We start from the raw sequence: 14,522 nt of genomic DNA on the forward strand, positions 1-14,522 counted from the left end.
CGTTTCCGGGGTACGCGAGGACGCCCCGCCGCCGGTTCAACCCCTCCACCGCGGGTAGCAGTCCCATGGACGGCACCGAAGAGGGGACATTCAGGTATGAAGGCACTGACCTGGCAGGGCAAGCGTGACGTCCGCGTCGACGACGTACCGGACCCCCGGATCGAGGAGCCGACCGACGCGATCATCCGGATCACCTCGACCGCCATCTGCGGCTCCGACCTGCACCTGTACGAGGTGCTCGGGCCGTACCTGAAGCCCGGCGACGTGCTCGGGCACGAGCCGATGGGCATCGTCGAGGAGGTCGGCCCGGGGGTCACCCGGCTCAAGCCCGGCGACCGGGTGGTCGTCCCGTTCAACATCGCCTGCGGCTCGTGCTGGATGTGCGACCGCCAGCTCTACGCTCAGTGCGAGACCACCCAGGTGACCAGCGAGGGCAAGGGCGCCGCGCTGTTCGGCTACACCTCGCTCTACGGCTCCGTCCCGGGCGGCCAGGCCGAGTACCTGCGGGTGCCTCAGGCCCAGTTCGGCCCCGTGAAGCTCCCGGCGACCGGGCCCGACGAGCGCTGGCTCTACCTCTCCGACATCCTCCCCACCGCCTGGCAGGCGGTGAAGTACGCGGACACCCCGCCCGGCGGCACCCTGGCCGTGTTCGGGCTCGGCCCGGTCGGGCAGTTCTGCGCCCGGATCGGCCGGCACCTCGGCGCGGGCCGGGTGATCGGGCTGGACCTGGTGCCGGAGCGGCTGGAGATGGCCCGCCGGCACGGCATCGAGGTACTCGACGTCAGCGAACTCGACGACGTGCCGGGGGCGCTGATCGACCTGGTCGACGCGCGCGGCCCGGACGCCGTGATCGACGCGGTCGGCATGGAGGCGCACGGCGCGCCCCTGGGCAAGATCGCCCAGACCGCGGCCGGGCTGCTGCCCGACAAGCTGGCCCAGACCATGACCGACAAGGCCGGCGTGGACCGGCTCGCGGTGCTGCACGCCGCCCTCAAGGCGGTCCGGCGCGGCGGCACCGTGTCGATCTCCGGCGTGTACGGCGGCGAGCAGGACCCGATGCCGCTCATGGAGATGTTCGACCGGGGCGTCCAGCTGCGCATGGGGCAGTGCCACGTGAAGCGCTGGATCGACGACATCATGCCGCTGCTCGCCGGCGACGACGACCCGCTCGGCGTCGAGGACCTGCGGACCCACCGGCTGCCGCTCGCACGGGCGCCGCAGGCGTACGAGATGTTCCAGAAGAAGCAGGACGGCTGCGTGAAGGTCGTGCTCGAACCGTGAGCCGCACGGTGGTCGTCACCGGCGCGACCAGCGGGATCGGCCGGGCGGCGGCCCGGGAGTTCGCCGGTCGCGGGGACCGTCTGGTCCTCGCGGCCCGCTCCCCCGCCACCCTGGCCGAGGTCCGCGACGAGTGCCGGGCGGCGGGCGCCGAGGTGCTGACCGTACCCATGGACGTCGCCGAGCCCGGCGCGGTGGCCGCGCTGGCCGACGCCGCCGAGGCGGAGTTCGGCGGCATCGACGTCTGGGTGCACACGGCCGCCGTGATGGCCTACGGCCGCTTCGACGAGACCCCCGCCGAGGTCTTCGACCAGGTGGTCCGCACCGACCTGCTGGCCGCGGCCGAGGTGGCGCGGGTCGCGCTGCGCCGCTTCCGGGCCGCCTCGGGCGGCACGCTGGTCCTCACCGGCTCGGTCCTGGGGCACATCACGGCGCCCTACATGAGCGGCTACGTGGCGGCCAAGTGGGGCCTCCAGGGACTCACCCGGGCACTCCAGCAGGAGGCCCGGGAGACCCCCGGCGTGCGGATCTGCCTGGTCAACCCGGGCAGCGTCGACACGCCGGTCTACCGGCAGGCGGCCAACTACCTGGGCCGGGCCGGCCGCCCGCCGCCGCCCGTCACCACGCCCGAGCGGGTGGCCCGGGCCATGGCCGGCTGCGTCGACCGGCCCCGCCGCGAGGTCTCGGTGGGGCGGCTCAACGTCGTGATGCGGTTCGGCTTCACCCTGCTCCCCGGGGTGTACGACGTGCTGGTGGGGCCGCTGATGCGGCGCGGCGGGCTGACCGACCGGCCGGTCGCGCCGCACCCGGGCATCGTCTTCGCGCCGAACCCCGCCGGCGAGGCGGTCCGGGGCGGGTGGCTGCCCGACGTGTCGCGGGCGGTCCGGTCGGTGGGCAACGTGACCGCGGCGGCCGGCTCGGCGCTGCTGCGCCGGCTCCGCTGAGGGGGTGCGGGCCGGGTGGGTCGTCGCCCGCGCGGGGTGGCGGGCGGGTGGCTACCGTGTACTGCGGGACACGGCGGAGGGACGGGACATGCGGGAACCGGACGAGCGGGCACTGGACCGCGCAGTCGGCGGGCGGCTGTGGCGGATGGCGGGGCTGGCCGCGGTGGCCGGGCTGGCCTGGGCGGCGCGCGACGTGCCCGCCCAGCTCGGCGGCCGGCTCGCCGGCGCCCGCGCGGAACGGGCGGCGCGCTCGCCGCGCTTCCGCGACGGCACCTTCCACAACCCGTCGGGCACCCGCAGCACGATGGTCGCCGACCCCGGTCGCAACCTGGTCAAGGAGCTGATCTTCGGCAAGCAGAAGCGGCGGCCCGCCGCGGCGGTCCCGCTGCTGCGCCCGGCCGAGGTGGCGCTCAGCGGCGACGACGCGCACACCGAGCTGAGCGTCGTCTGGTACGGGCACGCCTCCACGCTGGTCGAGATCGAGGGGCACCGGGTGCTGCTCGACCCCGTGTGGAGCGACCGCTGCTCCCCGTCGGCGCTGGTCGGCCCGCGCCGCATCCACGAGCCGCCGGTCCGCCTCGACGAGCTGCCCCGGCTCGACGCCATCCTCATCTCGCACGACCACTACGACCACCTGGACATGGCCACCGTGCGCGGGCTGCTCGAACACCAGTCCGCGCCGTTCCTGGTGCCGCTCGGCGTCGGCGCCCACCTGGACCGGTGGGGCGTGCCGGAGCACCGGATCGTCGAGCTGGACTGGGCGGAGAGCCACGATGTCGGCGGGCTGACCATCACCGCGACCGCCGCCCAGCACTTCTCCGGACGTGGGCTGCGCCGCGACGGCACGCTCTGGAGCTCCTGGGTGATCGCCGGGGCGCACCGCAAGGTCTTCTACACCGGCGACTCCGGCTACTTCGACGGCTACGCCGGGATCGGCGCGGAGCACGGCCCGTTCGACGTGACGCTCATGCAGATCGGCGCGTACGACCGGGCGTGGCCGACCATCCACATGTTTCCCGAGGAGGCGGTCGCCGCCCACCTCGACCTGCGCGGCGGGCTGTTCGTCCCGGTGCACTGGGCCACCTTCAACCTGGCCCTGCACGACTGGTCCGAGCCGGTGGACCGGCTCTGGGCCGAGGCGAAGGCCCGGGACGTCCGGCTGGCCGTGCCGCGCCCCGGCGAGCGCGTGGTGGTGGACGAGCCGCCGGCGGTCGACGGCTGGTGGCAGGCCGTCGCCTGACCCCGCGCCTCAGAGCACGAAGGCGTCCGTCCAGAGGGCGCCGGAGCGGCCGGAGAGCGCGTCCAGCATGGCCACCGCCTGCCCGTCGGTGAGCTGCGCGACGAAGTCGACGATCGCCCGGCCGCGGGCCCGGCCGATCCGGTCCGGCGTACGCGGGTGCAGCTCCGCCTCGGCCAGCTCGACCAGGTCGTGCAGGCGGCGGGGCAACCGGGACTCCTCCTCCGGGTCGAGCAGCCACTCCCACAGCGCCTCCACCAGCGTGCCGAGCAGCCGCGCCTGGCCCCGCTGGTGCAGGGCCAGGTCCGGGCGGGCCAGCACGAACCGGTGGTGCACGAACTTGAGCACCTGCACCTCGTGCCACTGCGGCTTGGCCAGCAGCACGTACCCGGCGCGGACGTCCGGCTCCGGGGTCACCGTGATGGCGTCGACGAACCGGGTGGACCAGCGGGCGGAGAACCGGGCCACGTACTGCTCGGCCTCGATCGAGCCGTCGAAGGGCAGCGCCAGCAGCCCCTCCACCAGCTCCTCGCGGACGTGCTCGACGGCGGCGGCGAACGCCTCGTCGTCGGCGATCCAGGCGTCCTTGCGGTGCAGCTGCCGGCGCAGCCGCTCGATCGCCGCACCGGGCCGCCGGCCCGCCGCGGCCAGCGCCGAAGCGGTGATCGCCCGGAAGTGCCCGCACTCGCGCTGCCAGGCCATCAGCTCGGCGGCGACGGCGCCCTGCTGGAGCACACCGACCCGGTAGAAGTCCTCCACGTCGTGGATCGCGTACGCGATGTCGTCGGCGGTGTCCATGATCGACGCCTCGGGCGTCTGCTGCCAGTCCGGGATCCGGCCGGCGAACGGCTCCCGGGCCTGCCGCAGGTCGTCCAGCTCGGTCCGGTACGCGCCGAACTTCGCCGACCCGCTCTCCGGGTCGTCGGGCGGGACGGCCGCGCCGCGCGGCGCCGGGTCCAGGTGCCGCGGGTGCGGGTCGGGGTGGTCCAGCCGGGTCCACGGGTACTTCAGCATGGCCGCCCGGACCGCCGCGGTCAGGTCCAGGCCGGTGGTCGCCGCGCCGCGGATCTCGGTGCTGGTGACGATCCGGTACGACTGGGCGTTGCCCTCGAAGCCGTCGGCCAGCCCGAGCCGTTGCCGGGCCAGCCGGTCCAGCACCCGCTCCCCCAGGTGCCCGAACGGCGGGTGGCCGAGGTCGTGGGCGAGCGCGGCGGCCTCCACCACGTCCGGGTCGCAGCCGCCCAGCTTCTCCAGCAGGTCGCGGTGCGCCGGGTCGGCGGTCAGCCGCTCGGCGACCGCGCGCGCCACCTGGGCCACCTTCAGGCTGTGGGTGAGCCGGTTGTGCACGAGCAACCCCGACCCGCCCGGGCTGATCACCTGGGTCACCCCGTTCAACCGGGCGAAGAAGGGTGACGCCACGATGCGGTCCCGGTCCGCCCGGAACGGGCTGACGGCGAGGTCACCGAGGGCCCGGGCGCTGCCGCCGAAGAGCCGTCGTGCCCGCGGGTCCGCCGGTTGTTCCATGATCGCCACGCTAGCGCAGCGTGCCGCGGGTCGCGATGCTCCTGTCGGCTCCTGGGGCCGCTGTGCCGGACGGGGTCCGGCGGGTGCCGCGCGCCCGGCCACGGCGGCACCGGCACAATGGCTGCCGAACCCACCCGAGAAGGCGGATCAGATCGTGACCCAGTCTGTGCACCAGCGGATCGCCGAGGAACTCGGCGTCGCCGAACGTCAGGTGCGGGCGGCCGTCGAGCTGCTCGACGGCGGCGCCACCGTGCCGTTCATCGCCCGCTACCGCAAGGAGGCCACCGGCCTGCTCGACGACGCGCAACTGCGCACCCTGGAGGAGCGCCTGCGCTACCTGCGCGAGCTGGACGAGCGGCGCGCCGCGGTGCTGGAGTCCATCCGCGGCCAGGGCAAGCTCGACGAGGCCCTGGAAGCGCAGATCATGGCGGCCGACTCGAAGTCCCGGCTCGAGGACATCTACCTGCCCTACAAGCCGAAGCGGCGCACCCGGGCCCAGATCGCCCGCGAGGCGGGGCTGGAGCCGCTCGCCGACACGCTGCTGGCCGACCCGGCGCGCGATCCCCGGGAGACCGCCGCCGGCTTCGTCGACGCCGACAAGGGGGTCGCCGACGCCGCCGCCGCGCTCGACGGCGCCCGGGCCATCCTCGTCGAGCGCTTCGCCGAGGACGCCGACCTCATCGGCACGCTGCGGGAGCAGATGTGGTCGCGGGGCCGGCTGGTCTCCCGGGTACGCGAGGGTCAGGAGACGGCCGGCGCCAAGTTCGCCGACTACTTCGACTTCGCCGAGCCGTACCCGAAGCTCCCGTCGCACCGGATCCTCGCCATGTTCCGGGGCGAGAAGGAGGGCGTGCTCGACCTGACCATGGACCCGGAGGCCGAGGGCGACTCCGACGCCGTGGTCACCGGCCCCACCCGCTACGAGGCGGCCATCGCGGGCCGGTTCGGGGTCAGCGACCAGGGCCGGCCCGCCGATCGGTGGCTGACCGACACGGTGCGCTGGGCCTGGCGTACCCGGATCCTCATCCACCTCGGCGCGGACCTGCGGCTGCGGCTCTGGCAGGCGGCCGAGGAGGAGGCCGTCCGGGTCTTCGCCACCAACCTGCGCGACCTGCTGCTCGCCGCGCCGGCCGGCGCCCGCCCCACCATGGGCCTCGACCCGGGCCTGCGTACCGGCGTGAAGGTGGCCGTGGTCGACGCCACCGGCAAGGTGGTCGCCACCGACACGATCTACCCGCACGAGCCGCGACGGCAGTGGGACGCCTCCCTGCACACGCTGGCCACCCTGGCCGCGGCGCACGGCGTCGAGCTGGTCGCCATCGGCAACGGCACCGCCAGCCGGGAGACCGACAAGCTCGCCGGCGACCTGATCAAGCGGCACCCGGAGCTGAAGCTGACCAAGGTGGTCGTCTCCGAGGCCGGCGCGTCGGTCTACTCCGCGTCCGCGTACGCCTCGCAGGAGCTGCCCGGGCTGGACGTCTCGCTGCGCGGCGCGGTCTCCATCGCCCGCCGCCTCCAGGACCCGCTCGCCGAGCTGGTGAAGATCGACCCGCGCTCGATCGGCGTGGGGCAGTACCAGCACGACCTGTCCGAGGTGAAGCTGTCCCGCTCCCTCGACGCGGTGGTCGAGGACTGCGTCAACGCGGTCGGCGTCGACGTCAACACCGCCTCGGCCCCGCTGCTCACCCGGGTCTCCGGCATCGGCGCCGGGCTGGCCGAGAACATCGTGCTGCACCGGGACGCCAACGGCCCCTTCCGCACCCGCGGGGAGCTGAAGAAGGTGGCCCGGCTCGGGCCGAAGGCGTTCGAGCAGTGCGCCGGCTTCCTGCGCATCCCGGGCGGTGACGACCCGCTCGACTCCTCCAGCGTGCACCCCGAGGCGTACCCGGTGGTGCGGCGGATCCTCGCCCACACCGGGCAGGACCTGCGCGCGCTGATCGGGAAGTCGGCAGTCCTGCGCGGCCTCCGGGCGACCGAGTTCGTCGACGACACCTTCGGCCTGCCCACCGTCACCGACATCCTGGCCGAGCTGGAGAAGCCCGGCCGGGACCCGCGCCCGGAGTTCCGGACGGCCACCTTCGTGGAGGGGGTCGAGAAGATCAGCGACCTCACGCCGGGGATGGTGCTGGAGGGTGTCGTCACCAACGTGGCCGCGTTCGGCGCGTTCGTCGACGTGGGCGTGCACCAGGACGGCCTGGTCCACGTCTCCGCCATGTCGCACACCTTCGTGAAGGACCCGCGCGACGTGGTGAAGTCCGGCGACGTGGTCCGGGTCCGGGTGCTCGACGTCGACGTGCCCCGCAAGCGGATCTCGCTGACCCTGCGGCTGGACGACGAGGCACCGGCCGGGGGCGGGCGCCCGCAGGGCGGCGAGGGCCGACGCGACCGGGGCCAGGGCGGCGGCAGCGGCCAGGGTGGCGGTCAGCGCGGCGGCCAGCGCGGCGGCCAGGGCGGCCAGGGCGGCGGCGGTCAGCGCGGTGACCGGGGTGGCTCGCGCGGTGGGCCGCAGCAGCGGCAGGGGCGCGGCGGTGGAGCCCCGGCACCGGCCAACAGCGAGATGGCGGAGGCGCTGCGCCGCGCCGGTCTGGCCTGAGGCACGGGGCGCTGTCGAGCTGACGTCACGAACGACTCGGCCCGGCAGCGCCCTCGTCCCGGGCGGCGGCGCGGCGCGGCGCGTACCCTCGCGGGCGTGGGTGGGGACGACGGCCTGGAGTGGCGGGAGCGGCAGCGCCGCGCAGTGCGGGCCCACGCGGCGGCCGACGCCCGGCAGCGCGCCGCCGAGCAGGCGGAGGCCGCGGAGCTGGTGGCCCGGTTCGCCGCCGAGGCGCTGCGGCGCGGGTTGCGTACCGAGCGGCTGACGGCGGCCGGCTACGACGGGCGCGGTCGCTACCGCACCCGGATCACCGGCTGGTACGTGGACCGGGCGCACAGCCGGGCCGTGGACACCGAGGGCCGCTTCTACCTGCTCACCGTGCCGCCGAGCCTGCGGTCGCGGCTGTTCGGGGCCGACCCGGAGCCCGCTCCGCCACCGCTGGTGGTCGAGCGGGGTGGCCGGGACGGCGAGTCGCTACCCCTCGCGACGCTGCTCAGCCTGCGTCTCGAGGCGGGCGACGACTGGCGCTGACCCGCGCCGGCCGGTCGGCCCGCTGCCGCGGCACGCCCCGCGGGGACCGCCGCTCCACCCGCCGCCACCAGCAGAGCTGCACGACAAGGGTGAGCAGCCCGGCCAGCACGATGGCGGCCAGGTTGATCACGAGTTGGAGGGCGGAGCCCGCCGCCTCGGGCCAGACCCCGTAGGCCGCCGCCACCGCCACGTTCGCCGCCGCCGGCACGGTGGTCACCGAGATCAGCACACCGACCAGCGAGCCGGACTTCTTCGAGGTCAGCGACAGCATGCCGGCGATGCCGGCGAGCACGCCGACCACCCAGGAGAGGGCGTCCGGGCGCCAGATGAAGTCGGTGAGCGGCCGTTCGGCCAGCAGCATGTCCCGGCTGACCAGCCCGGCGGCGGTGAGCGCCCAGGTGCTCAGCACGGTGACCAGCATGGCGGCGAGGAAGCCGACCGCCAGGGCCTGCAGCGAGCGGCCGATGACGTGCGGCTGCCGGCGCAGCAGTGCCACACAGAGCGCGGCGAGCGGGCCGAACTCCGGGCCGACCACCATCGCGCCGACGATGAGGATGGGCTGGTCGAGCAGCACGCCGATGCCGGCGATCATGGTGGCCACGATGATCAGCGCCAGGAAGGTGCCGGTCAGCACCGTCTGCTCGCCGGTCTTCGCGGCGATCTCGTCCCAGACCACGGCGTCCTCGCCGTGCCCGGGGGCGTCGGCCGCGGCCTTGTCGGCCGCGGCGGACAGGGTCAGCTCGACGTCGTCGGCGGCGATCGCCCCGTGGGCCTCGACGCCCAACTCCTGGAGCCTGCGCAGCACGCCGTCGGCGCTCTCCCGCACCACGTCACAGGTGACGTAGTCACCCGCCGGCTGGCGGGCGGCTCCGGCCAGCACGACGAGGTGGGTGACGCCGGGGTCGGCCGTCAGCAGGTCGACGACCGCGCTCGATCGATCCGCGGGCGCGATCACCCTCAGGTGCAGCACCGGCCACCTCCCCTTCGTCCCGGCGCCCCAGCGCCGCCAGCCGACGCACTCTACCGGCCCGGCCCAGGCTCCGGCGCCGCCGGCCGAAGCGGACCAGTAAGGCGAAAGGGATCTTCGTTTGTATTAGGGCAACACCGGCGATCAGGTGCCTCGTTGACCTTCCCGGAGACACGCGGGGCGACGCCCGTCGACAGACCTGGGGGCCGAGCATGGCGGTAGACGGACAGGACGACACTCAGCGGCCGGCCGGCAGCGGGCACGAGCGCGTACTGCTCTCGCCGCCCGACGTCGGGCCGCTGGAGGAGTCCTACCTGCTCCGCGCACTGCGCTCCGGCTGGGTGGCGCCGGTCGGCCCCGAGATCGACGCCTTCGAACGCGAGGTCGCCGAGCGGGTGGGCACCGCCCACGCGGTCGCGCTGGCCTCCGGCACCGCCGCGCTGCACCTGGCCCTGATGGCCGTGGACGTCCGGCCCGGAGACGCCGTGATCGTCCCCACGTTGACCTTCGTGGCGACCGCCAACGCGGTGGTCTACACCGGCGCCGAGCCGGTCTTCGTCGACTGCGAGCCCGAATCCGGCAACCTGGACCCCGAGCTGCTCGACCGCGCCCTGCGGGAGCTACGTCGCGCCGGCCGGCGGGTCGCCGCGGTCCTACCCGTGGACATGTTCGGCTCCTGCGCCGACTACGGCAGGATCCAGCCGATCTGCGCCGCCGCCGGCGTGCCGGTGGTGGAGGACGCCGCCGAGGCACTGGGCGCCACCCTCGACGGCCGGCCCGCCGGGTCGTTCGGCCGGGCCGGGATCCTGTCCTTCAACGGCAACAAGATCATCACCACCTCCGGCGGTGGCATGCTGGTCTCCGACGACGGCGCCCTGGTCGACCGCTGCCGCTACCTGTCGACCCAGGCCCGCCAGCCGGTGCCGCACTACGAGCACACCGACACCGGCTACAACTACCGGCTCAGCAATCTGCTGGCCGCCGTCGGCCGCGCCCAGCTGCGCCGGCTGGACTCGATGATGGCGCGACGGCGGGCCCACCGGTCGCGCTACGCCGAGCTCTTCGCACCGACCGCGGGGGTACGCCTGCTCGGCGCCGGAGACCCGGCCGCCAACTGCTGGCTGACCAGCATCGTCGTCGACCCGGAGGCGACCGGCTGGCAGGCCGCGGAGCTGGCGGCCCACCTGGCCGCGGCGGACATCGAGACCCGGCCGGTGTGGAAGCCGATGCACCTCCAGCCCGTCTTCGCCGGCGCCCGCACGCTGCTGACCGGCACGGCCGAACGGCTCTTCGCGACCGGCCTGACCCTGCCCAGTGGATCCGGCATGAGCCGGCAGCAGCTGGACCGGGTCTGCGCGCGGATCGACGACTTCCTGCGCCGGTCGCCGAGGGGTACCGACCACGACCTGCCGGAGGTCCGGCGGGCCCACGACACCGAGTCGGTCGGCGCCGCGGTCTTCACCTCCTGAGCGCCCAGGGCCGCGTTCACCACCGTCTTCGCCTGGACCCGGAGGTCTGCCATGGACATCCAGCACCGCCGTCGGCGGGTGGTCGTCCTCAACCAGTACGCCCAGCCCCTGTCACGCGCCGGCGGCACCCGGCACGTGGAGTTGTTCAGCCGTCTGCGCGACTGGGACTGGTCCATCGTCGCGGCGTCCTGGGACCACTTCAGCCACAGCGATGTCGCCGCCGACGACCCGCACTTCGTCACGGTGCCGGTGACCCGCTACAGCGGAAACGACCACCGGCGCGTGCTGAGCTGGCTCACCTACGCCCGCAACGCGTGCCGGGTGGTCCTGCGCGGGCCGCGCCCCGACGTCGTGTACGCCTCCTCACCGCACCTGCTCACCCCGGTGGCCGGGTGGCTGGCGGCCCGGCTGCGCCGGTCCCGGTTCGTGCTCGAGATCCGCGACCTGTGGCCCGAGGCCATGGTCAGCACCGGCTTCCTGCGCCGGAACTCGACGACCCACCGGCTGCTCCGGGCGCTGGAACGCTGGCTCTACCGGCGGGCCGACCGGATCGTCATCGTGGCCGCCGGTTGGCGCGCGTACCTCGACGCCGCCGGCGTGCCGGCCGCGAAGCTGGAGTGGGTGAGCAACGGCGCGGAGCCGGAGGACTTCGACCTCCGCCCCGACCGGTACCAGCCACTGCGCCGGCGGGTGCCGGTACGGGGTCGCCTGCTGGTGTTCGCCGGCTCGCACGGGGCGATCAACGGGCTGCACCGGCTGCTCGACGCCGTCGCCGAGGTGCCGGAGCACACCTTCGTCCTCATCGGCGACGGCCTGGAGAAGCCCGAACTCGTGGCCCGGGCGGCGGCCGAGGGGCTGACCAACGTGCACTTCCTCGACCGGGTCCCGAAGCAGGAGCTGAGGGGCATCCTCGGCGACGCCGACATCGGCATCCACGTGCTCGCGCACAGCCCCGTGTACGACCTCGGTGCCAGCCCCAACAAGCTGTACGACTACCTGGCGGCCGGCCTGCCCGTGGTGAACAACTGCCCGGGTGAGCCCGAGGACATCCTGCGGGCCGCCGACGCCGGACTCAGCGTCCCGACCGCCGATCTCGCCGCCGGCCTGCGCGAACTCGCCGCCATGGAGCCGGAGAAGCTCGCCGCGATGGGCCGGCGCGGACGCCGGTACGTCGAGGAGAACCGGTCCCGCACGGTCATGGCGGCAAAGCTGCAGCGCCTGCTGGACACGCTGGCGGAGGAACCCCCGGACATTCGTCCCTGAATACGTGAAATATCACGTCAAGGCCTGTCTGTCCGTTTATAACGGGTGGGGCGTCCATCGCCGCCGCTCGTACCCGAAGCCCTCAGCAAGGAGCCTCCATGCAGCTCAGCGCCGATACCTCCGCCCCGGCCACGGCCACCGCCGGCAGGTGGCCGGACGGAGCCGCCGGCTTCGCCGTGGCCGACGTCGCGGCGTGGCTGCTCGGCGTCACGGTCGCCACGTGGGCCCGCTACGAGTTCGACCTGACCGCGGCACAGCTCCTCGGGGCAGCCGGCTTCGGGCTGCTGCTCGCCGTGTTGCACCAGGGATTCGGGTGGTACCGGCGGCTGCGATGGGGTCGCCACCCGGTCGGCAGCCTGGAGGAGGCCCGGTCGCTGGCCCTCCTCGCCGGGGCCGTCGCCCTGGTCGGGGCCCTGGTGGACCAGACGCTGCCCGGGCGCCCGGTGCCGGCCAGCGCGCCGCTCCTGGGCGCCGCCGTCGCGCTGGTGGGCATGTTGACCGCGCGCTGGGCACACCGGCACCGCCGCGACCGCACCCTTCGCCCCGACCCGCAGTCGGCCACACCGGTGCTGCTGTTCGGGGCCGGCGAGGCGGGACACGCACTGCTCCGGGCGATGCTCAGCGACCCACAGAGCCGCTACCTGCCGGTGGGCCTGCTGGACGACGACCCGGCCAAGCGCGGCCTGCACGTCATGGGCGTACGGATGCTGGGCGACCGGAAGGACATCGGGACGGCCGTGCGCCGCACCGGTGCCACCACAGTGATCTTCTCGGTGGCGACGGCCAGCGCCGAGGAGATCCGCGAGGTCCGGGCCCTGACCGTCGCCACCGGCGCCGACTTCAAGGTCCTCCCGCCCGTACGCGAACTGGTCGACCACCGCATCACCGTCACGGACGTCCGCAGCCCGGACATCGCGGACCTGCTCGGCCGCCGGCAGGTGGTCGCCGACCTGGCCACCGACGGGGGCCTGCGCGGCCAGCGGGTTCTCGTCACCGGCGCCGGGGGCTCGATCGGCTCGGAGCTGTGCCGGCAGATCATGCGGGCGGAGCCGGGCGAGCTGATGATGCTGGACCGCGACGAATCCGCCCTGCACGCCCTGCAACTGTCCCTGAACGGCCGGGCGCTGCTCGACGGCAACGAACTGATCCTCGCCGACCTGCGCGACGACGAGGGCATCCGGCGGATCATCCGGGAACGGCGTCCCGACGTCATCTTCCACGCCGCCGCGCTCAAGCACCTGCCGCTGCTGCAGCGTCATCCCGGAGAGGCGGTCAAGACCAACATCTGGGGCACGCTGTCCGTCCTGGACGCCTGCCAGGACGTCGCCAAGTTCGTCAACATCTCCACCGACAAGGCCGCCGACCCGGTCAGCGTGCTCGGGTACTCGAAGCGGATCACCGAACGCCTGACCGCGCACGCGGCCCAGTCGTACCCCGGCACCTTCCTCAGCGTCCGGTTCGGCAACGTGCTGAGCAGCCGGGGTTCGGTGGTCACGGCCTTCCGGGCCCAGGTCGAGGCCGGTCTCCCCATCACGGTGACCCACCCGGAGGTCACCCGGTACCTGATGACCGTGCAGGAGGCCGTACACCTGGTCCTGCAGGCCGCCGCCATCGGGCGGGACGGCGAGGCGCTCGTGCTCGACATGGGCGAGCCCGTCCGCATCGACGACCTCGCACGCCAGATCGCCGCCCAGTCCGCCGGGGAGGCCCGGATCGTCTACACCGGCCTGCGGCCCGGCGAGAAGCTGCACGAGGACCTGCTGGGCCGGGACGAGACGGACGTCCGGCCGCTGCACCCACTGATCTCCCACGTGACGGTGCCGCCGCTGGACCCGGCCGAGACATCCACGCTCGACCCGTACGACGACCCGGACAAGACCATCGAGCGGCTGGTCTGGCTCTGCCAGCAGCCGGCCGGCAGCCCGGCGGAGTTCGAGAGCGTCACGCTCAGCACCCGTTGACGTCCCGGCCCGGCGGCCCGCCCGCCGGCCACAGCCCGCGACCCATCATCCGGAGGTTCTGACGATGATGCCCTCGACCGCCGTCCTGGCAGGGATCCCCGTCGACCGTGCCGCCCGCTACGAACGGCGCAAACGACTCTTCGACGTGCTCGTCGCGGCGGTGCTGCTGGTCCTGCTGGCGCCCCTCGTGGCGCTGGTCGCGGCGCTGGTCGCCCTGCGGCTCGGCCGGCCGGTGCTGTTCCGCCAGATCCGCCCGGGGCGGCACGGACGGCCGTTTCTCATGGTCAAGTTCCGGACCATGCGGATCGACGGCTCGGCCGCCGGACCGAGCGGGGACGAGCAGCGGCTGACCCCGTTCGGGCAGCTGCTCCGCTCCACCAGCCTGGATGAGCTGCCCTCGCTCTGGAACGTGCTCAAGGGCGACATGAGCCTGGTCGGACCACGACCGCTGCTCACCGAATACCTCGACCGTTACTCACCGGAACAGGCCCGGCGCCACGACGTACGGCCGGGCATCACCGGGCTGGCCCAGGTCAGCGGCCGCAACGCGGTGAGCTGGGAGGAGAAGTTCGCCTACGACACCTGGTACGTCGACAACCGCTCCTTCCGGCTGGACCTGCGGATCCTGCTGGCCACCGTCGCCACCGTGCTGACCCGTCGCGGCATCGCCGCCGCCGGCACCCGGACGGCCCACGAGTTCCACGGTTCGGGTTCGTCGGCACGCCGGCTGGAGGGCGTCTCCCGCTGACCCGGCC

11 protein-coding genes are annotated in these 14,522 nt (G+C 74.1%); 9 read left to right on the forward strand and 2 right to left on the reverse strand.

Annotation, left to right across the window (positions count from 1 at the left end):
* Nucleotides 1-96 precede the first annotated feature (96 nt).
* The 3 genes from ABZW14_RS18360 (at nt 97) to ABZW14_RS18370 (ending at nt 3,462) form a co-directional block, all read left to right on the forward strand.
* Entirely contained in the window at nt 97-1,281 is a 1,185-nt protein-coding gene (locus tag ABZW14_RS18360; protein ID WP_355347500.1) for a zinc-dependent alcohol dehydrogenase, read from the forward strand.
* Entirely contained in the window at nt 1,278-2,222 is a 945-nt protein-coding gene (locus ABZW14_RS18365) for an SDR family NAD(P)-dependent oxidoreductase (protein WP_355347503.1), read from the forward strand. The genes ABZW14_RS18360 and ABZW14_RS18365 overlap by 4 nt, the downstream gene beginning before the upstream one ends.
* A gap of 88 nt (nt 2,223-2,310) precedes the next feature.
* Nucleotides 2,311-3,462 (forward strand): MBL fold metallo-hydrolase, encoded by a 1,152-nt coding sequence (locus tag ABZW14_RS18370; RefSeq protein ID WP_355347506.1) that lies wholly within the window; start codon nt 2,311-2,313, stop codon nt 3,460-3,462.
* Between the two features lie 9 nt (nt 3,463-3,471).
* Here ABZW14_RS18370 and dgt read toward each other — a convergent pair whose 3' ends face one another.
* Nucleotides 3,472-4,983 (reverse strand): dGTP triphosphohydrolase, encoded by a 1,512-nt coding sequence (dgt, locus tag ABZW14_RS18375; RefSeq protein ID WP_355347509.1) that lies wholly within the window; start codon nt 4,981-4,983, stop codon nt 3,472-3,474.
* 154 nt (nt 4,984-5,137) lie between these two features.
* Here dgt and ABZW14_RS18380 point away from each other — a divergent pair, with 154 nt between their 5' ends.
* Nucleotides 5,138-7,576: a Tex family protein gene (locus ABZW14_RS18380; RefSeq protein WP_355347512.1), complete on the forward strand. Its 2,439-nt coding sequence runs from the start codon at nt 5,138-5,140 to the stop codon at nt 7,574-7,576.
* Nucleotides 7,577-7,672: 96 nt separating this feature from the next.
* Nucleotides 7,673-8,107, forward strand: coding sequence for a hypothetical protein (locus ABZW14_RS18385; protein ID WP_355347515.1), 435 nt, complete (start codon nt 7,673-7,675; stop codon nt 8,105-8,107).
* On the opposite strand, the gene ABZW14_RS18390 is transcribed toward ABZW14_RS18385, so the two are convergent.
* Nucleotides 8,070-9,077: a DUF389 domain-containing protein gene (locus ABZW14_RS18390; protein ID WP_355347518.1), complete on the reverse strand. Its 1,008-nt coding sequence runs from the start codon at nt 9,075-9,077 to the stop codon at nt 8,070-8,072. The genes ABZW14_RS18385 and ABZW14_RS18390 overlap by 38 nt on opposite strands.
* A 209-nt stretch (nt 9,078-9,286) precedes the next feature.
* Between ABZW14_RS18390 and ABZW14_RS18395 the strand changes: the two genes are divergently transcribed.
* The 4 genes from ABZW14_RS18395 (at nt 9,287) to ABZW14_RS18410 (ending at nt 14,515) form a co-directional block, all read left to right on the forward strand.
* Nucleotides 9,287-10,543 carry an aminotransferase class I/II-fold pyridoxal phosphate-dependent enzyme gene (locus ABZW14_RS18395; RefSeq protein WP_355347521.1) on the forward strand — a complete coding sequence of 419 codons (1,257 nt, stop codon included), beginning with the start codon at nt 9,287-9,289 and terminating at the stop codon, nt 10,541-10,543.
* A gap of 51 nt (nt 10,544-10,594) precedes the next feature.
* Complete coding sequence (locus ABZW14_RS18400) at nt 10,595-11,806, forward strand: glycosyltransferase family 4 protein (protein WP_355347524.1); 1,212 nt, start codon at nt 10,595-10,597, stop codon at nt 11,804-11,806.
* 98 nt (nt 11,807-11,904) lie between these two features.
* Nucleotides 11,905-13,767, forward strand: coding sequence for a nucleoside-diphosphate sugar epimerase/dehydratase (locus tag ABZW14_RS18405; protein ID WP_355347527.1), 1,863 nt, complete (start codon nt 11,905-11,907; stop codon nt 13,765-13,767).
* Between the two features lie 64 nt (nt 13,768-13,831).
* Complete coding sequence (locus ABZW14_RS18410; protein WP_355347530.1) at nt 13,832-14,515, forward strand: sugar transferase; 684 nt, start codon at nt 13,832-13,834, stop codon at nt 14,513-14,515.
* The last annotated feature ends 7 nt before the right edge of the window (nt 14,516-14,522 follow it).

Source organism: Micromonospora sp. NPDC004551, from assembly GCF_040609975.1.
GTDB lineage: Bacteria > Actinomycetota > Actinomycetes > Mycobacteriales > Micromonosporaceae > Micromonospora.

Bases quoted from the DNA above. Each gene is read 5' to 3' on its own strand.
- ABZW14_RS18360 (WP_355347500.1), top strand. From the start codon at position 97: ATGAAGGCACTGACCTGGCAGGGCAAGCGTGACGTCCGCGTCGACGAC.
- ABZW14_RS18370 (WP_355347506.1), top strand. From the start codon at position 2,311: ATGCGGGAACCGGACGAGCGGGCACTGGACCGCGCAGTCGGCGGGCGG.
- dgt (WP_355347509.1), bottom strand. From the start codon at position 4,983: ATGGAACAACCGGCGGACCCGCGGGCACGACGGCTCTTCGGCGGCAGC.
- ABZW14_RS18395 (WP_355347521.1), top strand. From the start codon at position 9,287: ATGGCGGTAGACGGACAGGACGACACTCAGCGGCCGGCCGGCAGCGGG.
- ABZW14_RS18400 (WP_355347524.1), top strand. From the start codon at position 10,595: ATGGACATCCAGCACCGCCGTCGGCGGGTGGTCGTCCTCAACCAGTAC.
- ABZW14_RS18405 (WP_355347527.1), top strand. From the start codon at position 11,905: ATGCAGCTCAGCGCCGATACCTCCGCCCCGGCCACGGCCACCGCCGGC.
- ABZW14_RS18410 (WP_355347530.1), top strand. From the start codon at position 13,832: ATGATGCCCTCGACCGCCGTCCTGGCAGGGATCCCCGTCGACCGTGCC.